Source organism: Neorickettsia risticii str. Illinois, from assembly GCF_000022525.1.
GTDB lineage: Bacteria > Pseudomonadota > Alphaproteobacteria > Rickettsiales > Anaplasmataceae > Neorickettsia > Neorickettsia risticii.
In genome coordinates, this window is the sequence record NC_013009.1 from 658,201 (window position 1) to 679,443 (window position 21,243).

19 protein-coding genes are annotated in these 21,243 nt (G+C 41.1%); 6 read left to right on the forward strand and 13 right to left on the reverse strand.

The window, feature by feature from the left end:
• Positions 1 to 35: 35 nt before the first annotated feature.
• From rseP to gyrB, 3 genes are all read right to left on the reverse strand, one after another.
• Entirely contained in the window at positions 36 to 1,136 is a 1,101-nt protein-coding gene (gene rseP / locus NRI_RS03010; protein ID WP_015816561.1) for an RIP metalloprotease RseP, read from the reverse strand.
• Between the two features lie 208 nt (positions 1,137 to 1,344).
• Entirely contained in the window at positions 1,345 to 2,184 is an 840-nt protein-coding gene (locus tag NRI_RS03015; protein WP_015816562.1) for a 4-(cytidine 5'-diphospho)-2-C-methyl-D-erythritol kinase, read from the reverse strand.
• 27 nt (positions 2,185 to 2,211) lie between these two features.
• Entirely contained in the window at positions 2,212 to 4,563 is a 2,352-nt protein-coding gene (gene gyrB / locus NRI_RS03020) for a DNA topoisomerase (ATP-hydrolyzing) subunit B (protein ID WP_041351511.1), read from the reverse strand.
• Between the two features lie 426 nt (positions 4,564 to 4,989).
• Here gyrB and bcp point away from each other — a divergent pair, with 426 nt between their 5' ends.
• From bcp to gmk, 4 genes are all read left to right on the forward strand, one after another.
• The gene (bcp, locus tag NRI_RS03025) at positions 4,990 to 5,478 is read left to right on the forward strand and encodes a thioredoxin-dependent thiol peroxidase (RefSeq protein WP_015816564.1); all 489 of its coding nucleotides are present in this window, start codon (positions 4,990 to 4,992) and stop codon (positions 5,476 to 5,478) included.
• A gap of 168 nt (positions 5,479 to 5,646) precedes the next feature.
• A complete protein-coding gene (locus NRI_RS03030) occupies positions 5,647 to 7,053 on the forward strand; it encodes a sodium:solute symporter family transporter (protein ID WP_015816565.1) in 1,407 nt (468 codons plus the stop codon).
• Between the two features lie 31 nt (positions 7,054 to 7,084).
• Positions 7,085 to 8,740, forward strand: coding sequence for a pentapeptide repeat-containing protein (locus NRI_RS03035; RefSeq protein WP_015816566.1), 1,656 nt, complete (start codon positions 7,085 to 7,087; stop codon positions 8,738 to 8,740).
• A 25-nt stretch (positions 8,741 to 8,765) separates the two neighbouring features.
• Entirely contained in the window at positions 8,766 to 9,386 is a 621-nt protein-coding gene (gene gmk / locus NRI_RS03040) for a guanylate kinase (RefSeq protein WP_015816567.1), read from the forward strand.
• Positions 9,387 to 9,469: 83 nt separating this feature from the next.
• Here the strand turns inward: gmk and NRI_RS04080 are convergent, their stop codons facing one another.
• Both NRI_RS04080 and NRI_RS03050 read right to left on the reverse strand, forming a co-directional pair.
• On the reverse strand, positions 9,470 to 9,871 hold the full coding sequence (locus NRI_RS04080; protein WP_015816568.1) for a hypothetical protein: 402 nt from the start codon (positions 9,869 to 9,871) through the stop codon (positions 9,470 to 9,472).
• 54 nt (positions 9,872 to 9,925) lie between these two features.
• On the reverse strand, positions 9,926 to 10,651 hold the full coding sequence (locus tag NRI_RS03050; RefSeq protein WP_015816534.1) for a type 2 periplasmic-binding domain-containing protein: 726 nt from the start codon (positions 10,649 to 10,651) through the stop codon (positions 9,926 to 9,928).
• A gap of 204 nt (positions 10,652 to 10,855) precedes the next feature.
• Here NRI_RS03050 and NRI_RS03055 point away from each other — a divergent pair, with 204 nt between their 5' ends.
• Positions 10,856 to 12,052 carry a citrate/2-methylcitrate synthase gene (locus tag NRI_RS03055; protein WP_015816570.1) on the forward strand — a complete coding sequence of 399 codons (1,197 nt, stop codon included), beginning with the start codon at positions 10,856 to 10,858 and terminating at the stop codon, positions 12,050 to 12,052.
• Positions 12,053 to 12,213: 161 nt separating this feature from the next.
• Here NRI_RS03055 and NRI_RS03060 read toward each other — a convergent pair whose 3' ends face one another.
• Together NRI_RS03060 and eno are read right to left on the reverse strand one after the other, a co-directional pair.
• On the reverse strand, positions 12,214 to 13,137 hold the full coding sequence (locus NRI_RS03060; protein WP_015816571.1) for a SurA N-terminal domain-containing protein: 924 nt from the start codon (positions 13,135 to 13,137) through the stop codon (positions 12,214 to 12,216).
• Positions 13,137 to 14,378 (reverse strand): phosphopyruvate hydratase, encoded by a 1,242-nt coding sequence (gene eno / locus NRI_RS03065; RefSeq protein ID WP_015816572.1) that lies wholly within the window; start codon positions 14,376 to 14,378, stop codon positions 13,137 to 13,139. Before eno ends, NRI_RS03060 begins: the two co-directional genes overlap by 1 nt.
• A 79-nt stretch (positions 14,379 to 14,457) precedes the next feature.
• On the opposite strand from eno, the gene ppa reads away from it, so the two are divergent.
• Positions 14,458 to 14,976 carry an inorganic diphosphatase gene (gene ppa / locus NRI_RS03070; RefSeq protein WP_015816573.1) on the forward strand — a complete coding sequence of 173 codons (519 nt, stop codon included), beginning with the start codon at positions 14,458 to 14,460 and terminating at the stop codon, positions 14,974 to 14,976.
• Between the two features lie 264 nt (positions 14,977 to 15,240).
• On the opposite strand, the gene NRI_RS03075 is transcribed toward ppa, so the two are convergent.
• The 6 genes from NRI_RS03075 to virB11 form a co-directional block, all read right to left on the reverse strand.
• A complete protein-coding gene (locus tag NRI_RS03075; protein WP_322785198.1) occupies positions 15,241 to 15,816 on the reverse strand; it encodes a 3'-5' exonuclease in 576 nt (191 codons plus the stop codon).
• Complete coding sequence (locus NRI_RS04245; RefSeq protein ID WP_015816776.1) at positions 15,758 to 16,114, reverse strand: 3'-5' exonuclease family protein; 357 nt, start codon at positions 16,112 to 16,114, stop codon at positions 15,758 to 15,760. Before NRI_RS04245 ends, NRI_RS03075 begins: the two co-directional genes overlap by 59 nt.
• A 59-nt stretch (positions 16,115 to 16,173) precedes the next feature.
• A complete protein-coding gene (locus tag NRI_RS03080; protein ID WP_015816575.1) occupies positions 16,174 to 17,403 on the reverse strand; it encodes a glutamate--tRNA ligase in 1,230 nt (409 codons plus the stop codon).
• Positions 17,404 to 17,501: 98 nt separating this feature from the next.
• Complete coding sequence (locus NRI_RS03085) at positions 17,502 to 18,059, reverse strand: glycerol-3-phosphate acyltransferase (protein WP_015816576.1); 558 nt, start codon at positions 18,057 to 18,059, stop codon at positions 17,502 to 17,504.
• 226 nt (positions 18,060 to 18,285) lie between these two features.
• Positions 18,286 to 20,211: a type IV secretory system conjugative DNA transfer family protein gene (locus NRI_RS03090; protein ID WP_015816577.1), complete on the reverse strand. Its 1,926-nt coding sequence runs from the start codon at positions 20,209 to 20,211 to the stop codon at positions 18,286 to 18,288.
• A 31-nt stretch (positions 20,212 to 20,242) separates the two neighbouring features.
• Positions 20,243 to 21,238: a P-type DNA transfer ATPase VirB11 gene (gene virB11 / locus NRI_RS03095; RefSeq protein ID WP_015816578.1), complete on the reverse strand. Its 996-nt coding sequence runs from the start codon at positions 21,236 to 21,238 to the stop codon at positions 20,243 to 20,245.
• Positions 21,239 to 21,243: the final 5 nt, after the last annotated feature.

Here is a 21,243-nt window from a genome sequence, read left to right on the forward strand (position 1 = left end):
GAAGCCAAACCAAAAAAAAGTTTTTTTCGCATCAACTACCTGAGAACAAAACGAATATCGTTAAAAACAGCAAAAACAAGGATAGCTATCAATAATAACATCCCTGCTCTTCCTGCCCATTGCTGAAAGCCAACCGCTACTCTATCACCCTTAATCCATTCAATCAAATAGAAAAGCAGGTGCCCACCATCAAGCATCGGTATAGGAAAAAGATTAAACAAACCAAGATTGATCGATAACATTGCCATGAACCACAAAAACATGGTGAATCCCATTCGCATTGACTGTCCGGAGTATTTAGCAATTTTTATTGGGCCGCCTATTGCATCGGTTTTTGCTTTTCCCGCAATCGTCTGCCCGAGCAGTTTTAGCGTTGAATGAACAACATTACCAATCTCAATCAAAGAAAATCGCATTGCATCCAGGACTCCAATTTCGCTACGCTGAATCTTTGATGCTTCTATTCCAAGCTTTGGTAGCTCCTCACGATTACCGAATATATCTTCTCCAACTTCAATCCTTGGAGTTACAGATATGGATATCTCATCACCATTCCTCGACACAGTGAAAGATACCGCACTATCACGATTCAGGTAAATGAATTTTCTAATTTCATCGAAACTCACGATAGGCTTATTGTTCATTGTTAAGATCCTGTCCCCAACTCTGAATCCTGCATGTGCCGCCGGACTATCCCTAATAACAGATGCTACCACTGGCTCAACAGTGACTTTTCCAAAACAACCATATAGGAAAGATAGAATCAAAAACGCAAAAACAAAATTAGCAAAAGGACCACCAAAAATAACAAGCGCTTTTTGATATAGAGGTTTACAATTCAGAGTCTGAGCTCTCATGCAATCATCCATCATACGGATTTTCTCAAAATCTGTAGCACTGCTCTCATCTAAATCTCCGAACATTTTCACGTACCCACCAGCCGGAATCATAGAGAGCTTCCATCTGGTTCCCGACTTGTCATTGAAGCCAAATAATTCTTTCCCAAATCCAATTGAAAACTCTTCTACTTTCACACCAAACATTTTGGCAAAAATATAGTGCCCAAACTCATGTGCGAAGACAATCACAGAAACCACTAGCACAAAGGATGCGAGATATAAAAGTAAGCCACCCATCAAACCTTAAAACTAAACTCAGGACTAACTAAACCTTACACCGAAGTGTCATTCTATGTACAGGGTGAAAAGATAATTCTCCAGCGCTAAATAGACAGCACATGACGATCTCTCTATCAAGAGTCCAAGACTAGTACCAACTAAACGTAAAATATCTTCAGAAATACCGAAAAACTACTGATATGCAAACATAAGTAAACATTCGCAATTACAGTGAAACATGTGCAATCCTAACCCACCACTTATGGTGACACATTAATTCTGAGTGGGCAGCTTTTAGATTTTCTACAGTGTCGAAAACACCTATACATGTGGGACCACTCCCACATAGTTTGGCAACCTTATTTCCTCTACAATTTTTAATACTTTTAAGTACATCACTTATCACTGCTGCAATTTCGATAGCAGCATCAGTTAAGTCATTCGGAAGAGAAAGCATATCCTCAAACGTCCGATGAACCTCTGCAAGATTAGACTCAGCTGAAAAAATTCTTCCTCTTTCACGGAAATTTTTATATACTTCGGCAGAACTAACAGGAAAGTTTGGACAAACTAGTAGTATTGGATATGCAAGCTTCAACTCGGGTAATGGAACGATTTTTTCACCCATTCCTGTTACGTGGCACGGACGACTATAAAGACAAGCCAAAGTATCAAAACCAACAGATAAAGCTACTTGATTAAGCAGCGCTTCCGAGATATTGCATAGCCTCCCAAAATATCTCAGTAACGCGGCTGCATCTGCTGAACCACCACCTATACCAGCAGCGACAGGAAGATTCTTCACTACAGTAACGTTGAAATAACGCTTTGCATAATCATTAACAAAGCTAAGAACGCGAGTCACCGAGTTATCCGCACCTATTACTTGGGATGCACCAATGAATTTGACTGAGTTCTCAGTGGCAGACGTAGGAACAATTGTTATCTCATCGTACAGATCATCCGTGAAACAGAAAACACTATCGAGCAGATGAAACCCGGACTCATTCCTTCCTGTGATAAGCAAAAAAAGATTAATCTTCGCCGGCGCTCTGAGGGTCAACATTGCAACCCAAAGATAACAAGAAAGGGATCACACATCTATATTGCTTGCATTGAGCGCATTATTGACAATAAAGTCCCTACGCGGACCAACGGCGTCACCCATTAACATGGAGCACATCTGATCGGCTACGGCTGCCTCTTCTATAGTCACCTTAAAAATTGTTCTGTTAGAGGGATCAAGGGTGGTGGACCACAACTGTTCCGGATTCATTTCACCTAGACCTTTAAACCTTTGTAAGACCATGCCAGCTCTGGCTGCTGAATCTGCATCCCTAACAAAAGCAAGAACAGAGTAGTACTCTTTATTGTTGAATCTTGCAAAACCGGGGTAAAAAATATCACTAATAGCCTCACGGATTTTAGCCATTTTCTCGATATCCTCAGACACAAAAAGTGGAGAGTACTCATACCGATTTCTCAACCCTTGGAAAGTGCGCTCAAAAAACAAGCTACTATCTTCACGAACAACAGTCCAAGTACCAAAAGAGGTAAGAGCTACCCTTTCAGCAAGAAGCTGAGGATCGGCCGTTTCGCCGCACAGAAAAACCACTTCCAAAATCTCCAATGGTATCCTATAGTCAAACTTTTCAAGAATTTTCGAGAGAACCAAACATTGCTGTACGATGCGCTTCAATGCTTGACCGGTATATACCTCACCATTGGCACCTATTAACTCTTTGCCTTTTATAATGCGCTCCAGCAGGTATTCCTCAAGAGCTGCATCATCACGGAGATAAACATCTGTGCCCTTCCTCATCACCTTATACAACGGCGTTTGAGCAATATATAAATACCCGCGCTCAACGATCGGGCGTGCATAACGAAAAAAAAACGTCAGCAAAAGCGTCCTAATATGCAGACCATCAACATCAGCATCTGTCATGATGATGACTTTGTGGTACCTGATTTTATCAATATTAAATTCCTCTTCTCCTATGCTAGTGCCCAAAGCAGCTATCAAATTTCCTATCTCCGCTGAACCTATAACCTTATGAAATCGCGTTTTCTCAACATTAAGAATTTTTCCTCTTAATGGCAAAACAGCTTGAGTTTTTCTATCCCTACCTTGTTTTGCCGAGCCTCCTGCTGAATCACCCTCAACAATCAATAATTCTGAGAGCTCAGGAGATTTTTCTTGACAATCGGCAAGCTTCCCTGGAAGGGTTGTTATTTCCAGTCCGCCCTTTCTACGCGTCAGATCCCGTGCTTTTTTTGCTGCCTCTCTTGCTAGAGCAGACTCGACTACCTTCTTTGCAATCACTCTTGCAGCACTAGGATTCTCCTCGAGCCAACTTGCCAATGCATCACTGACTACTTTTTCTATTACAGGCTTGACCTCAGAACTGATGAGTTTCTCCTTAGTTTGAGAGGAAAATTTTGGATCCGGAAGCTTAACAGAGAGAATTGCGGTCAGACCCTCCCTTACATCCTCACCGGACACAACAACTTTTTCCTTCTTAATCAGGTTCTCCTTGACAATGTAGTTATGCATAACCCTTGTCATCGCACTCCTAAGCGCAGCAAGGTGTGTGCCACCGTCTTTTTGCTTTATATTGTTTGTGAAGCAAAGTACATTCTCGTAATAAGAATCATTCCACTGAATTGATATGTCCATCACAATGGAATCAACTCCACCCAAGATCCTGATTGGACTCGGGTGAATAGGCTGCTTGCTTCGGTCCAAATAAGCAACAAACTCTTCAGTACCACCCGAAGAGAAAAAAATTACCTTTCCTGTACTACCACCCTTCCTCATATCAAGCAGGGAAACCTCTAGTCCAGGGTTCAGAAACGACAGCTCTCTAAATCTATTCTCAAGAGTGCTAAAGCTAACCTCTGTCGTGTTTTTAAATGTACTCCTAGACGGAAGAAAATGAACTAATGTCCCAGTTTTATCACCACACTCCCCAGTAACAGACAAAGAGCGTACTGTTTCACCGTTTCTAAATTCCGCGAAGTGAATTTTACCATCTCTGTAGATTGTCAGCTTCAGCCAATCAGAAAGGGCATTTACTACCGATACACCGACACCATGAAGACCACCAGATACTTTATAACTGCTCTGATCAAATTTCCCACCAGCATGTAGTTGCGTCATAATCACCTCGGCTGCAGACACCCCTTCTCCATGCATATCCGTAGGCATACCGCGCCCGTTGTCCTTAACTAAGATCGACCCATCAACATCAATGACAACCTCTATCGCAGTGCAATAACCCGCAAGGGATTCATCTACGGAATTATCAACAACTTCATACACCATTTGATGCAACCCGGATCCATCATCAGTGTCCCCGATATACATCCCGGGTCTTTTCCGAACGGCTTCAAGACCCTTTAATACCTTTATCGAATCTGCTGTATAATCCGTGTTACTCAATGTGATTGAAATAGTGTAAAAGCCGTAGGAATTGTATCAGAAAGAACGTTATAGTGAAACATTAGGCCGTAAGAAATCCACACAGCCACTTACAATAGGTAAAAATATTATTTTTCGCTCTGTGAAAAATTATAAGCCTAAAAATGGCTCAGGTACCTTTTTCTGACTTTACTAGCTACCAGGAAGAGTTTTTCGCCCAGTGATCTTTTTGTTACAATTCTAAAACAGCAGTCTGTAGGCGGATAATTTGTTCAATTTTTATATTCATCTGGCAATTATCAATAGTAGAAGCACCTGCAATTATTCTCTTTAAGGAACAAAATCTCCTTCTAGCAGAGAAATAACTAATAATGGATCTACTTTGGGTCTTTCGTTCTACTACCACCAGTGATACAAGTTATCAGTTAGACATGGTAGAAGTCCCTTATGAACACTTTGGAAGTGGATGATCTAGCTCCCTCTTTTTGTCTCCCTTCAAGTATGGGTGGAATGGTAAGTCTGCAGGACTTTTTAGGGAAGGCTGGTCTTGTAGTTTATTTTTATCCGAAAGATGATACTCCAGGCTGCACTCAGGAAGCAAAGGATTTCAAGGAACACATCGCGGAGTTTAAAGAGCTCAATGTTGTTGTTATTGGTATATCAAAGGACAATCTCAGGGCACACAAGAATTTCTCCACAAGGTACGCCCTACCTTTTCACTTATTATCTGACGAATCAACAGAAACCATACAAAAGTACGGAGCTTGGGTAGAGAAATCCATGTTTGGGAAAAAGTACTATGGAGTAGAACGCAGTACCTTTGTCGTGGATCTGAATGGAAAGGTTAGAAAATTATGGAGAAAAGTACAGGTATCGGGACACGTTAAGGAGGTTCTAGACTTTTGTAAGAGCGATCAGTTCAGGCATGCATCTTGAACTTTCCCAGTTGTTCTCGTGAGGAACGAGCTAGCCTTGCTCTTAATTTCCTAACGGTGAGATAGATTTTCATGAGAAGTATTTTCCTTTTCTTCGCCCCGTGTGATTAATATATTTAGCTTCGTTTAAATTATTACCTGAAGCTTGCTCGCTGGAATTGCATTATAGATGTTTTACACTCACCTACTCGCGGTAGGACTATACTTTCTCTGTATTTTTCTCTTTGGGTTCGTTCGTAAGAGAGTTAGTGCATCATTTAAAGAATACATTCTTGCAAATAGGTCGGTGCACGAGATAATAACCGGAATAAGCCATGTTTCTTCCGAAATCAGCGTAGGAACCTTTACTGTGGCAGCAAGCATGATTTACACAACCGGCTTCTCGCGGCTCTGGGTTGATCTAGGATTCTTTGTGTTTAGCATACTCTCCTGGCGACTCTTAGCTGGACGTTTAAGAGTACAGAGTGAAGAGAGCAAGGATGCACTTACCATTCCGCAATATCTCGCAAACAAATTTGATAGCAAAGCAGTTGGAATTTTTGCATCACTGGTCATTGCTCTTTTTACCACGACATACATTGGTGCAAATATGCTTGGTCTTACAAAAGTTCTTTCTAAAGTGATAAGCCTTGAATCTAATATGGTGGCATTAGCAGTGCTGATTGTCACTTTGTTGTATACCACTATAGGCGGCTTTAGATCTGCTTCCCACGTGAATGTTCTTCAGGGAGCAATAATGGTTTTAGCGACTTGCATACTACCGCTCTCACTGCTGACAAAGTTCGGCTTAGAGCCACTAAGCACTTTCTTAAAACAGAGTGGATCAAGTGGTATTGCGCATTTCGACATTACACAAGCAATATTTTACTTTAGCTTCGCCTCGGTAATGTTTGGGACACCACACACAATTGGGAAATTCTTAGCTATAAAATCTCCTGACAAATTGAGCACAGCTCGGAATACAAGCATTATCATAAACATCATAATCTATCTTGGCATTGCAATATCTGCAGTGTACGGAAGAAAATTACTTCCATCTATGAAAGATACAGAAATGCTACTTTTGAACCTAAGCGAAATGTTTTCCTGTCCACTTTACGGTAGCATGATAATAATCGCGATCCTGGCCGCTGTAATGAGTACGATAGATGCTCAACTGATATCAAGTGCAAGCTGCATATCTAACGATATCTATAGACACATTACATCGAACAGAAATGATACACATCTCATTCTCGCTACAAAACTTATGACAATATTTGTAGGTGCATTAGCGCTTTCAATCTCATTAATTTTCAACCAATCTGTTGGAAAACTAGCAATCTTTTCTTTGACGGGGCTGGGTGCTTCAATAGGACCAGTGATATTATTCAGTCTGTACGCAAAAACTAGAAATAAAATACCAGCTCTGCTTGGCTTGACTTCTGGAACAACGGCAACAATACTTTTGACAATCTTTAACACCTCTGACATTCACTACAACATGTTGCCTGCGTTATGTATTACAGTTGTAATAATGCTAGCTTCGTCCTGTATAACTGGACGCACGGTAAAATGTGTTGGGTCTAACAATTAGAGTTATTGTATCTAGCCTGAATCGGTTGCCTATGAAAAATTTAATCCCACTTTTTTTAGTCGTTATTGTTTTTTTTGCTTCTTCTGATTGTTACGCTGCCTCGCCAACCAAGAAAGAAATCATTGAATTTCTAAAACTACGGAATAAAGATCACAACGTCGTGTTGGATTTTAAGGAACGCTTTGGTGACAGACTGACAAATGTTGATTTCTCCGGACTGGATCTTGGTAAAGTAACGTTCGATGGAATGATAATAGAGAACTCTTCTTTCGATCGTGCGATTTTCACCAGTCTTACAATCAAAAATAGCATCGTAAATAACTCTACCTTTTACAATACAATTATCTACAAAGGAGATATCATAAGCAGCCAGTTGGATGGCGTGTCTATTATCGAATCGGATTTAAACAACACACAAATAGAAAAATCTGAGCTAAAAAATGTCAGAATTCTGAAGACACATGCTCCATCGCTTATACTCAATGATAGCGAACTAAACAGAATCCTAATCAGAAACTCCGATATTTTGGAGGCCAAATTTGAAAGGACCGTCCTTGCTGCAAGTGAAATTTCTGGAACTGATCTCTCCAATATGAGAATGGAAGATTCAAAAATTACCGATTCTCAACTAACAGCCTCAAAACTCATAAATGCAAAGATATCTGGAAGCACACTTACAAACAGCACCTTACACGGAATAGAATTATCAGGTTCTCGCATGCGTGATACTCAGGTGTTTTCCTCAGAGATAACTAACTCCGACCTTCATCAAAGTAGATTGTACAACTGTCATTTAGAGAAAGTAAGTACGCTAAACACCGATCTTAGCTATACATCAGTTGAAGGTACCTCATTTATCAAAACCGACTTCTCCTCAGCATCTCTGGAGGGATTACACATAGGAAGCGCAACTTTTTCAGAATGCTGCTTGTGTAACTTTAGCTCACAAAACATTACGATCGATTCATCAGCAATAACCCATTCGTCTATAGGCAACGTAAAATTGTATGACAGCGAAATTGCAGATACCTCGCTAAAAGATTGTAGTATTGCAAATCTTACTATCTCTAACTCGGAGTTTCTTGATACCGTACTTTTGGACGTCAATGGCAAGAGCATTGCAATCAAGCATACGCAAATAGATTCTTCACTTCTCCAAGGGGATTTTTCAGATATAACAATAGAGGACTCGCAGATCGTGAAGAGTTCTTTAAGGAATCTCAAACTACAACTGCTGCGGCTGCTGCATTCTCATATAAACAAAACGCAGGTCGGAGATGGAACGATATCTAAAAGCAATTTCTTGGCTAATACCTTTATAGACAGCTCGGTGGACAATTTGACAATCGCTAAGTCAAGCTTCGCTGAAAACGATTTTGCTGGAACAAATATAGGAAATATTTCATTTATAAAGACGCTTTTCACAGAAAAATTTATAGAAGGCGTTTCTTCCAAACTCGCCCAAATGGGAGCAATTGTCGGATTATCGAATTTTGAAAAGCTCATTGCAAGTGGAACGCATGATTTCACAGATGTAAACTACTCAAATATCGACTTCAGTAAAATTGATTTAGGAAAGGTAAATTTCAAAGGAGCAACATTAAGGGGAAACATTTTTAGTGAAAATAAACTACACGATGCAGACCTTACGGAAGCTGATCTAGAAGGAAGCACCTTCCGTAAGTAAACGTTAACTCAAAGGAAGATTGCGCATGCGGAAGGGAATTCTGTTTATAATCTCCTCCCCTTCTGGTGGAGGAAAGACGACGGTAGCGGATTTCTTAGTCGGTCAGGACCCATCTATTAAGCGGTCCGTTTCATTTACCACCAGACAACCACGCGGAAAAGAAAAGGATGGTATAGATTATTATTTCGTAAGTAAGGATGAATTTAATCGATTGCTACAAAAAGGAGAGATGCTCGAGCATGCAACAGTTTTGCAAAATCAATATGGGACCTCACACACATACATAGAAGAAACTCTGGCACTTGGTACAGATGTTCTTTGTTGTATAGACTGGCAGGGAGCTGACCAAATTCGCAAGAAGACCAGTTGTATTTCTATATTTCTTCTACCGCCTAGTTTGCAACAATTAAAAACACGTCTAACCAACAGAGGCACAGACACAGCCGACGTTATTGAATACAGACTAAAAGTTGCACTTGAGGAAATTCAACATTTCTCAAAGTATGACTACGTACTTGTGAATGATAACCTGACAGAAACAAAACAAAAGGCACTCTCAATCATCATCGCAGAGAGAGAGAAACTTGCACAAAACCGCCAAACAGTAGAATGCTTTGTGGCATCACTACTCGAACAAACCACATGATACGCACTGTAGTAAGTATCGCCCTATTGTGCAGGAACGAACTCCTGCTGTCTAGAACAGGAAACTAAATAGTGCTCGATAAGTTATTTCCCTCTTCCCTTGTGCATGCCGTGAGAAATCAAGGACTGTGCCTTCACTTTCAGTTGCCATATACCCATCTTGGAAAAATTAGATCCCATAAGATTTTTTAACGTCGTCATGTATAGCATGTTCCTTTTTATTACCATACTGGTCCACTTACCTTGAGGCTTTGCTATTCCGACGATCTTTAGATCTGAACCAAGATGCTTATTCAGTTCCTCTAAGTCTATGCTTCTGTAATATTGATCTTTTATTCTGCGCTGCTTCTCCTTGTGGTATTCTTTGTGCTCATCGTCTTCAACTGTACCAGAAAACTCCTCTTCACGATCAACACCAAGAAAAAAAAATGATCCCAGTGCATAAAAGATTACCAACAAGACTAAACCAAGAACTATGTAAAGCATTATACCCCCTTATAGAGATTACACGCAGGACCAAATCACAAACTACACAAAGTACTATGCTCCCTTGTAAAACCCGAGTTCACTATAATTGACCTCTCCCAAGAAAAGAAACTTCACGAATTCTCTAGACTGATTAATTCCTTCATTTTCCAAAATAGTGATGCTATACCTGATCTCTGGGTATAATTCTTGTGGTACCTCGAACAGCCTCCTAAGCCCAGCACTCTCGTGTTGGATGGCAATACTTCCCGGAAGGATAACAAATGCACCGCTTTCAATAGCCGCGCGACCTAAATTCTCGAAATTTTTCACTCTTACTGATCTACCTGGACATAATTTTAACACAACATCATTGATTATGTTTCCCATCACATTACCAGGATCCGGTACGATAAAAGCAGAATGCCTTTGTGCAATTTTTAAAACCGTGGTCAGACTATCACATTTGCCTATTAGGGCCATTATTGGACTGCTTTCTGCGATACAAACGTATAACTTATCGGATGCAAATGGCACTCCACTCAGCTCTGGTTTTTGCCCTAAATGAACAATAGAAACAACAGCATGATGTCCCTTTTCTGGGTCTGCAGATAAAAGGTCTGAGTTCTCAAAATCAGCAGTAATAATCATTAACCTTTTTTGAGCATAATCTTTAATAATTTTCCGAAAAGGAATACTCAGACTACTATCAACTGCTATGTGTAAATCCGATATCGCAAATGAATTGAGAGGTACACACAGAATCAGAGCACATAAACCAAAAGCAAGAATACGCAACATACAAAAGGAATAAGCAATAGAATATCAGCTTTTGCCAGCGCAGCATATTTCCCTTTGCAAGAAGTCGTTCTTGTGCGAGAATTGAAACTCTGGGGTTTATATAGGTACTGTACCTGCATACAAAATTAGAGAAATACCTGTAGAATTTTGTTAACCACGCAGCAAGAGCCATTATAGTACTCAACTGGAGAATATTGAAAGAAGATGAATTCTGAAAAAGTAAAAGTAAATGTGGAGGAATTTTTAAAAAGCACAGCTGGACCCTCCGGTGTCTCTGCCTCTTTGGAACCAAGGGGATTCTTTTATGATCCAGGGTATGCAAAAACTGCTCCTTGCAAATCTAGCATTACTTTCATAGATGGTGAAAACGGGATACTTTTGCACAGGGGCTACCCAATAGAGGAATTGGCACAAACTTCTGACTTTTTGCAGGTTGGCTACCTTCTCATTAACGGCAAACTTCCAGATTCCATTGCTACGCGAGAGTTTGAAGAGAAGATAAAGCACGTACCGCAGCTTCCTGAATGCGTCTTAAAAAATATCCGTTCTTTCCCAACAAGTGCACACCCGATGGCAGTTTTAATCTCTGCACTTGCTTCGCTCGCCTCAGTGTATGGAGAAATGGACTTTCATGAGAAGAAGTTACTTCTAGTTGCCTACACGCCATGGCTTGTAGCGTATATATACCGACACATCAATTCTCAGGAGTTCATTGAACCTGACATCAGGCTTCCTTACACTGAGAATTTCCTGTACATGATGTTTGGTGAGAAAAAGCCCAAAGATGCGGAAATCTTGGACAAAATCTTTATCTTGCATGCAGACCATGGTCAAACTGCTTCTACCTCTGTTGCACGGATGGTTGTATCCTCAGGAGCAAGCCCAATTGTCGCATGTTCTGCGGCTACAGCTAGTTTATGGGGACCACTGCACGGTGGCGCAAATGAGCGAGTCCTAGAAATGTTGAGAGGTATCATTGAAAGCGGTGAGAACGTAGAGAACTTTATTGAGCGCGTTAAAAGAAAAGAAGAGAGACTTATGGGTTTCGGGCACAGGGTGTATAAAAACTATGATCCTCGTGCAGCCATATTGAAGCAAAAAGCTCATGATGTGCTAAAAGCCGATTCACCTATTCTAAAAACTGCTGGCAAACTTGAAACGATTGCAACAAGGGAAGAGTACTTTCTGAGTCGCAAATTATACCCTAATGTCGACTTCTATTCGGGAATAGTGCTGGACGCACTAGGGATACCATCCTGCATGTTCACACCGATTTTCGCACTTGCTAGAACAGTAGGTTGGGTTGCACAAATCGCAGAATTCTTGAGTGACAGTGAACAGAAACTTTGTAGACCTAGACAAATTTACGTAGGCGAACCAAGAAGAAGCGTACACGGTTAATCAGCTTTTAGTGGTTCTCCGCATGAGCGTGGAACCACATAAAAATTCCCAAAGGACCACTTTGTACCACATTTTGGGCGTTGTACACCGGTTCTATGCAGTCGCTGAAGCCTGGATCGACCGCTTTGCACCGGAAAATATACCCAACAAGAATAGTATCGTCACTTACTTGTGTATTTGACAACGTGTATATTTTCCCGCAATTTCAGAGAGAGCTCCTTTAACGCTTCTGTAATCTTCTTTGAGTATATGAACTTGATTAATTGTCCGCGTAAGTGATCAGAGTCCAGAGCAAGATTAAGTATAATGCGCTCATCCCTTCTTACTTCTATATCGTGCTCCATAAGAAACAAATCCTTGCGATCCTTTGCTTTCAACTCAGAAAGTTTCCCAGAATAAAGAGTCTGATACATACCAACAACATCCGACTTAGGTGAAACTAAACCTTTATATTCAACTGAGAGAACAAAATCATTTTCCTTATCAAGCACTTGGAAACGACTCCCATCTACTTCTTCGGAGACTTTGCCTACAGCAAGCCGAGAAACTGCGTCCCTAATATTAGGCTGCAATCCATCAAGTCCTAACCAGCCAAGCTCCTCAGTAGACCCATTACTGTTAATCCTCTTCAGTTTGAAAGTATTCTTTTTTTTGAGTAACTCACGTTTAATTGCATCAAAATCGCTATCATCAATTCGCACTCTAGGTCTAATGATCTGGTCAACAACTTCAGAGAGAAAGACCTGCTTTTTCAGATATTCTTCAAGCAACCCCACATGCGCCCCACGATTGATTCCTAACGCTTGAAGATGCTTAAGTGCTGCATCATATTTTTGATCAGAAAAAGGAAGTCCAACCCTTTTTGCATACTGGTAACACACTTCCAAGTCTATCATCTGCTCTAAGGCTGCAGAATAAGAGAGGTCAGACTTTTCTCCAAGCATTACAACAAGGTTTTGATAGTTGTGCACATCTTGATTCGAGATGATCACATCCCCAACCATAGCAGCAGTTTTAACTTCAATGGAGTAAGATGGCAAAGAAAAGAAAGAAAGAAGAAAAACAACGCAAATAACTCTAAACATCACACAAATACCTCCTCCAAACGAAGTACCTCATTGTACTTAGCAACTCTCTCTGAGCGACTTAAAGAACCAGCCTTGAGAAAAGCACCTCCACAAGCAACAGCTAGATGTGCTATTGAAACATCCTCGGTCTCCCCTGAACGGTGTGAAATGACTACTTTATATCCGGCTTTTCTAGCTAGTTTTATGCTCTCAATCGTCTCTGTAACGGTACCGACTTGGTTAATTTTCACGAGCACCGCATTGGCAATACCACTTTTTATTCCCTTTTCTATTATCTTAGGATTAGTAACGAAAATATCATCCCCGACTATGTGGATTTTATCAGAAAGCTTTCTTGTCATTACCTGCCAGGACTCCCAATCACTCTCATATAGCGGGTCCTCGATAGAAATAATATCGTACCTTCCTATGATCGCAGAATAGAAATCGACCATTTCGTTCACATTCAGAAATTTTCCATCGATACTATATTTTCCATCTTTGTAAAAAGTCGAAGAGGCCGCATCAAGAGCTATTTTAACGCTCTCTTTATTATCACCGATGGCCTCAGAGAGAAGTCCAAGTGTCTCTTCAGTAGAAGAAAGATCAGGCGCGAAACCACCTTCGTCACCAACATTCGTACTTTTCCCATATTGTTTTAGAAGCGCCTTCAAACGGTGAAAGACCTCTGCTGCCTTTTCCATACTTTCTCTAAAGGAACGATGTCCAACCGGGCAAATCATGAACTCTTGGATTGCCAACATATTATCGGCATGCACACCACCATTTATGATATTTAACATCGGAACGGGAGGAACATATACAAAATCGTCACCCTCGCTGGTGAGTAAGTTATGGAAAACAATACACAAAGGAATGCCCTTAACACTTGCATTTGCCTTCGCAACTGCAAGAGAAACAGCCGTGATTGCATTAGCTCCAAGCACAGACTTATTTGTTGTACCGTCTAATTGAATCAAAAGAGAATCTATCTCAGCTTGAGCAGCGACACTCTTCCCCATAATGGCCGGAGCGATAATCGTGTGGACATTTTCTACAGCACGCAAGACACCTCTCCCAGACAGACGCGCTTTATCGCCATCGAGCAACTCACAGGCCTCTAGGACTCCTTTTGATGCACCAGAAGGTGCTATCGCGCACCCGACTCTACCACAACTAGTTGTAACCTCAACCTCGATTGTAGGCCACCCTCTACTGTTGAAAACCTCACGGGCTTTTACTTTTTGTATGTGGTGCATAAGTTAACGGGATACAGAAACGCTTGTTTGTTCTCAGTACTTCTGTTAAACATTCATTCTAGCAATTCGTGAGAAGGATATGAAGTGTTATAGCCGTATTAGACAACCAGAAAATTTCCCATTAGAAGCAAATGTGATTGTCGAGATTCCGGCTGGAAGCAATGGTGTAAAATACGAGATCAATGATGATGGACTCGTTTGTGTCGACCGCTTTATTCCTGTTAGTATGCATTATCCCTGTAATTATGCTTTCATTCCAAATACTCTAGGAGGAGACGGCGATCCTCTCGACGCATTGGTAGTCACCAGATCACCTTTGATGCCAGGATCATTAATCCGTGTAAAGGTGATAGGGGCATTTGTAATGCGCGACGAAAAAGGAGAGGACGAAAAATTACTCACCGTACCGATATCGAAAATCGATCCATACTATACCAACTTCAATGAACCGGGAGATTTTCCCAGTATCTTCCTTGAGCAGATCGAGCATTTCTTTCGGCACTACAAAGATCTTGAGAAGGATAAATTTGTCGAGGTCGTAGGTTGGACTAACGCTGAAGCTACACATAAAGCTATCAGTAAGTTCCTTAAGAGTTAAACGCACACCAGTGCTAGACACATAGATAGCTCCATATCCAAATCTCATTGCCTAAAACTATGTGTTCTGATTTTCGTCACGGAAAAGAGTAGGCATTGAGATGCTTATGAAAATACGCAATCTCCTCCTTGTACCAAGGAGATACAAATGCTTTGATTAAGCGCTCAAGCTCCATATAATGTTACCGACGTTAACAATCCACCACTAGAAACAATTTCCACATCGCTTTTCCAGAAAGAAAACTGTAACCAAGTGCCTTAGGATTTAAAAACGCACTATCTCACTTCCCTTAAGAGATCGTAAAAAAGGCAAATAACTAGGATTATCCCTTTCATTTCTTTCGAGATAGCGCATCAACTCATGTAGGTTTCTTGCGTAACTCTCCTCTGAAACCGTCCCCTGGTGCCTGAGTACAGTTAAGTAGATCAAGTAAGTATTCAAAACATCTATCTCACAATAATTTCTAATTTCTGTGATTCTTCCAGCATCATACATAGCCGTAACCTGCGCACCATCGATACCAAGTTTTCCGGGTAATCCGAGCGCTGTGCAGACTTCACTCATCTTGACCCTGGCTGAAACTCCATACTCAGAAAGCAAATCAATCAGGTCGGTGTGCCAATTCACGCTATACCTGTTATTGTAACTGTTCCACTTATCACCGGAATGATAAAAATTACGAGCAACAACGCCATAACGCATCGCGCGGTATTTTAAGACAGGAAGATCGAAAGTCCTACCATTGAAAGAAACGAGCCTAGGTAGTGACTTGCATACATGATCAAAAAAGAACTGTACTAATTCTTTTTCGCTGTAGCACTGAATATCTCCAGAAGCAATTTTTTTTTAGCTGAAAAAACTCACAATCATTTTTACAAGTAAGTGTTGCTTTGAGGAGAGATATTACAATAACCCTGTGAAAGGGCTGCCTGAGGAATGGGTTCTTACCATCTGTAATGTCCAAATGATAATTCTCCATAGCCTTTCTCATTGCGACAACATCTTTACCTTTAAACCCGGTAAGTACCTCACACAGACCTGTATCTGGAACGGTTTCTATATCGAAGACAACTATGGAATCCATATCATTCAAGCCAAGCAATTTTCCCTGAGAAACAAACCCCAACCAATTGCACATAAGTAAATTGCAATCTTCAAAAAGGGTAATCTACACACGGATATTTATTGATGAAAAACTCATTTGAGAGAGTCGTGCAACTTTTGAAGAACAATGTCCTTACCAAAGATTTGCATAATTTCCACCACGGAAGGGGAGTGTTCTTGCCCTATTAAAGCCATCCTCAGATTCGTATAGACCTCTTTAGCAGAAAATCCAGAAAGAGAAATATACTCTTTCAAAATTTGCTGTAAACTGGAACCCCAATCGGTATTTTCCAGTAGTTTTAGTACCTCCTGCAGCAAAATCCTATCTACCTCGAGACGCAAATCAGTAGACCAACAAAACCGGAGATTATCTTTCAATTCAACAATTGAGGAACACTTTTTTCTAAACAGTTCAACAAATGCAATGAACGCACCATCAGAAACTATTATTTTTTCTCTAACAAGACTCCGAACCTCTGAGGCTATTCTCGCAATTGGTAATCCACTGATGTAATGAGAATTAAGGCTGTAAAGTTTTTCACGGTCAAAGCGAGCAGGAGATTTGCCAACTGCTGCGATATCGAAAAGATCTATAGCCTCCTGTATGGAGAATATTTCTTTATCACCATGACTCCATCCTAGCCTAAGCAAATAATTGAACATCGCTTCAGGAAGTATACCTGCAGTTCTATAATCTATTACGTCGACAGCGCCGTCCCTCTTTGAGAGCTTAGCACCATGTGTATTGTGTATTAGCGGTATATGAGCAATCTCTGGTAAAGACCAACCCATGCCTTCATATATTAGTTTTTGGGTAAAAGTATTCGTAATATGATCAGAACCCCTTATTATGTGAGTTATGCCCATATCGTGATCATCAACAACCACTGCAAGCATGTAGGTTGGGCTCCCATCCGACCTGAGAATCACGACATCATTGATGCTATCACCATCAACTGAAATCTCACCTAAAATCAAATCGGAAAACTTTACTGTCTCATCGTGATTTACTTTAAGGCGCACCGCACCATTATCATGATAAGCCTTACCCCGATTCAAAAGCTCAAGTGCAACTTCTCTATGCCTATTAACATTGACAGATTGGTACACAAGCACATCATGAGAAAGTGAAAGCCATTTAAGGCCCTGCAAAATTGAATCTAGATAAGCCGTATTCGACCTAGCTAAATCAGTATCCTCAATTCTGAGAAGGAATTTACCACCATACCTTCTAGCATAGAGAAAATTAAATACAGCAGTCCTGAGACCACCAATATGCAAATTACCTGTAGGAGATGGCGCAAACCTTGTAACAACGTCCATTCACGAAATGCGTTCAATAACTCTGAAAACATTAGCACCCGACCCTCCACTAGACAAGATAAAGACTCACGGACCCTATCACTATGCTAGGCTAAGCCCTATCTGGCCTGGAGGAACTCACGAACGTTGGTTGTATGCTTTATAAAAATGAGCACTGTTCCGGCAAGTATCGGCAAAAATACGTAGAGCTCCAGCAAAGCACAAGAACACACAGCACCAATAAAACAGGCAATCAAAGAGGAAATGAAGGGCTGCCTAAACAAAACAAAAAAGATCCCCCACGTGCATACAGCAACAATGAAAACTAGCGGGACCAAAACAAAGTAAACACCCATCATTGGTGCAACTCCCTTACCACCTTTAAATGCCATGTAAACAGAAAAAACATGAGCAAAAACTGCAACAAAACCCACTGTAGATGCAAACATATCACTACAACACTGGGTTGCTAAGAAAACTGGAATAGCTGCCTTCAAAAAGTCCAGAGCAAAGACAACCGAACCAAAACTTAACCCCATTACTCGGGTCATGTTCGTCGCACCAATGTTACCTGATCCCCTAGTACAGATATCAACTCCAAAACAAGCAGATATACACCGACCAAAAGGGATCGCTGCAATAACGTAAACGAAAATTATGAAGGCAAGGTAGTCCATTTCGAAAGCGGAAGCATAGCACTCATTTTAACGCAGTCAAAACTGACATTGAACCCCTCCCTCATGAAGTGTGAGAGCTTACAAGCACCGAAAAAGACCTTCAGTAGCGGAAACTCCAAGTACCATAAAAATCACTAAACCAACCTATTGCTCTTATACTTCTTTCTGTCTTGGTATATAGAAAGAAAAACAACAATAAGATGTAGATCTTGGAAAGTACGCAACCTCATGCCATGTTTTCTTCGTTCTCTTCGTCCGTGTCATCTAAAAAATCGGACAAATCCTCTTCTTCATCTAGATCCTCAAAGTCTCCATCTTCGTAATCAGAATCATCTAAAAGAGACTCGTCCTCGAGAAGCGCTTGATCTTCATCTATAGCCAATGGAGCATTCTCCTCTAATTCCTTAGCCTCCCTTTCCTTACGCATCTTTTCTTCAAATTTTTTTGGATCAAATGGTTCTTGGGTCGGGATAGAAATAGGATCGAGAATTTTTTTCGTGAAAAAAGTATCTTCGTAGTACCGTATCTTTTTTGATTTGATAGGGTAGGTAGATTCAATTAATAGAATCTGCTGATCACGCGGCAACATTATCACCTCCTGAGGCAACAGAAGCGCACGCTGAGTCTCAGAAATATGCAGCGACCTCGATGCAGGATTCAAGTCAAGAAACTTCGGTTTGTTAAGCGATTCCTGTGCAACTGTCTTATTCCCAACCAACTGGGAAATTAAATTTGCCGTTTCTATGTTGTTTGCAGCAAAAGTAATTCTGTAGGTAGAGTTCGAGAGAAAAGAGTTCATTCCTGCTTCTTCGTAGATACCTTTTAACTGCTCCGTATCTTGAATGATAAGAAACAGACGGACGTTGTACCCACGAAAATATGCGATACCAGTTTTAAACTGTTCCATCTCACCAAGAGTAGGGAACTCATCCATCATAAATAGAACACCATACGGTTCATCTTTCTGTGGAAGATGCCTACACAAAAACTCAGTTGCTTGTTGATAAAAAACCTGCATGAGCGGCTGTAACCTCGTCAAGTTATCCGGCGTAAGACCGACGTATACGGTGGTAAGCTCTTTTTTGAACTTCATAAAATTAAAGTCACTAGTAGCTGTCGTGGTATCAATAAGCGGGTTTGCCCACAATTCAAGCGAGGAGTTCATTGTCGATATCACACCAGATCTTTCCTTATCCGCCTTTTGAAGAAAAGCAGCAATGTTCATATAGGCAACTGGGTGAATCTTTTTACCCATTGTGTCTAATGCAACAGCGAGACTATATGTAACATCATCGCTTCTCATCACTCTTACTACCTCTCCAAAGGACTTTACCTTTTCCGGTACCGCAAGGATGTACAGCACTACTCCCAGAAAAAGACTTCGGGCTTCATTCACCCAGAAATCCTGTTCGGGCATTAGGAGGTTAGCGATTTTTTGAACATCATCCACCATCTGCCCAGGTTTCGAACTAACCCAATCCAACGGATTATAGCAGTGACTTTTACCATCTGGGTCAGCTGGACTCCAACAGTAGACCTTCTGCCCCATCTTTTTCCTATAACCGCTAGTTAAGCTGAAGTTCTCAAGTTTGATATCGTGAACAACAACAGAATCTTCCCAGAAGAGAAGATTTGGGATAACAAAACCAACACCCTTCCCAGAACCAGTTGGAGCAAATAGTAAAGCATGCTGAAACCCCCCTGCAATGAGGAAACCTTTCTTATCTTTACCAAGCAGTATCCCTTTACGGCTTCTAAGTCCGATTTTTCTTATTTCCCTTTCTGTTGCCCACCTTGCATCACCATGCACAGATTCTTTCTTTTTGAATGGACGCCACTCAATAATCGGTGCACGAAGCATATAAAAGACGACTCCAAGTATTCCAAATGGAATGCCTAACGAGACAGCAAGTTTTATCTTTACAGCTGGGGCCCAAGCGTCCCAATTCTTGAAAAGATCACTTATATAGACAAAAATTGTCGGCCAAAGACGTGTAGGAAACCTGTCCAAAGATGGCTGCAAATCACGAAAGTTGAGGTGTTCTATTCCCCAAACTGCAACCACAAAAATAGCCGCTGACATGTAAAGGGCCAGGGCGAAAATGAACGCCAGCAGAAAAAATATCGTTACAATATTCCTAAGTTGTCTCATAACGCGCTCTGACTCACCCAATGCCTATAGCTCAATTACCAACCTCAAGCAGGTCCTTGGTAAGCAAGATCTCGGAAACAAATCTCTTCCCATGGCCCGCTCTTTTGAGCTGAACAATAACATCTACCACATTCATTATATATTCCTTAATTTGCTCAGGAGGAATTCCTAAACCGGCCTGCATTACCATAAGTTTCAGTTGTTCTATAGCCATCTTCGGAGCGTCCGCATGTAAAGTGGAAATCGAGCCTGGATGCCCTGTATTAATAGCCCTAAGAAAACTAAAAGCCTCTGCACCCCTTAATTCACCAACTATAATTCTGTCAGGACGAAGGCGCAAACATGCTTCTATCAGATCTTGAGCTGTAACATTAGCACGACCTTGTCCACCCTTTGAAGCAACTAAATGCACCCTATTCGGATGCTTAGACAACACTACCTCTCGCGCATCTTCGACCGTAATAATCCTCTCATAAGTCGGTATTTCGTGAAGCAGGCTATTGGTAAAAGTCGTCTTACCGGTCGATGTACCACCACTGATGATGATGTTCTTTTTTTCTTTTATTGCAAGTTCGAGGAAACTTTTTACATCACCACCCTTCAGAAGCTCGCGGAGACGATTATCTATATCAAGTGGAACATCACGACACTTAAGTTTCTCAAATGCGCCCATTGCTTCATAATCAGCAAGAGACAGTTGTATGCTGCTAGGCTTCCTTATTGAAATTACAACCGTCCCAGCTTCTGCAACAGGTGGCAAAACCAACTGAACCCGGCACTCATTCGGCAAAGCAGCAGAGAGAAGTGGAAACTCTCCACTGACATTTTGCTCGGTGGCCTGAGCAACCAATTTCGCAAGTCCTTTAAGATGTTGAAAGTCAAGCTCAGGAAGTTCAGATCTCATAATCTCACCCTTCTTTTCGATCCACACCTCCCCAGGTTTATTGATCGAGATCTCATTGACATCGCTATCCTGAAATAGCGCATCCAAGGGCTCCAGATATTTATTCAGAGCTGTGTATTGCATATTAT

Bases quoted from the DNA above. Each gene is read 5' to 3' on its own strand.
- bcp (WP_015816564.1), top strand. From the start codon at position 4,990: ATGAACACTTTGGAAGTGGATGATCTAGCTCCCTCTTTTTGTCTCCCT.
- NRI_RS04245 (WP_015816776.1), bottom strand. From the start codon at position 16,114: ATGTGCAATTGGTTGGGGTTTGTTTCTCAGGGAAAATTGCTTGGCTTG.
- NRI_RS04080 (WP_015816568.1), bottom strand. From the start codon at position 9,871: ATGCTTTACATAGTTCTTGGTTTAGTCTTGTTGGTAATCTTTTATGCA.
- virB11 (WP_015816578.1), bottom strand. From the start codon at position 21,238: ATGCAATACACAGCTCTGAATAAATATCTGGAGCCCTTGGATGCGCTA.
- NRI_RS03050 (WP_015816534.1), bottom strand. From the start codon at position 10,651: ATGTTGCGTATTCTTGCTTTTGGTTTATGTGCTCTGATTCTGTGTGTA.
- gmk (WP_015816567.1), top strand. From the start codon at position 8,766: ATGCGGAAGGGAATTCTGTTTATAATCTCCTCCCCTTCTGGTGGAGGA.
- NRI_RS03030 (WP_015816565.1), top strand. From the start codon at position 5,647: ATGTTTTACACTCACCTACTCGCGGTAGGACTATACTTTCTCTGTATT.
- eno (WP_015816572.1), bottom strand. From the start codon at position 14,378: ATGCACCACATACAAAAAGTAAAAGCCCGTGAGGTTTTCAACAGTAGA.
- NRI_RS03085 (WP_015816576.1), bottom strand. From the start codon at position 18,059: ATGGACTACCTTGCCTTCATAATTTTCGTTTACGTTATTGCAGCGATC.
- NRI_RS03080 (WP_015816575.1), bottom strand. From the start codon at position 17,403: ATGGACGTTGTTACAAGGTTTGCGCCATCTCCTACAGGTAATTTGCAT.
- rseP (WP_015816561.1), bottom strand. From the start codon at position 1,136: ATGGGTGGCTTACTTTTATATCTCGCATCCTTTGTGCTAGTGGTTTCT.
- NRI_RS03015 (WP_015816562.1), bottom strand. From the start codon at position 2,184: ATGTTGACCCTCAGAGCGCCGGCGAAGATTAATCTTTTTTTGCTTATC.
- NRI_RS03055 (WP_015816570.1), top strand. From the start codon at position 10,856: ATGAATTCTGAAAAAGTAAAAGTAAATGTGGAGGAATTTTTAAAAAGC.
- NRI_RS03035 (WP_015816566.1), top strand. From the start codon at position 7,085: ATGAAAAATTTAATCCCACTTTTTTTAGTCGTTATTGTTTTTTTTGCT.
- NRI_RS03090 (WP_015816577.1), bottom strand. From the start codon at position 20,211: ATGAGACAACTTAGGAATATTGTAACGATATTTTTTCTGCTGGCGTTC.
- ppa (WP_015816573.1), top strand. From the start codon at position 14,458: ATGAAGTGTTATAGCCGTATTAGACAACCAGAAAATTTCCCATTAGAA.
- NRI_RS03060 (WP_015816571.1), bottom strand. From the start codon at position 13,137: ATGTTTAGAGTTATTTGCGTTGTTTTTCTTCTTTCTTTCTTTTCTTTG.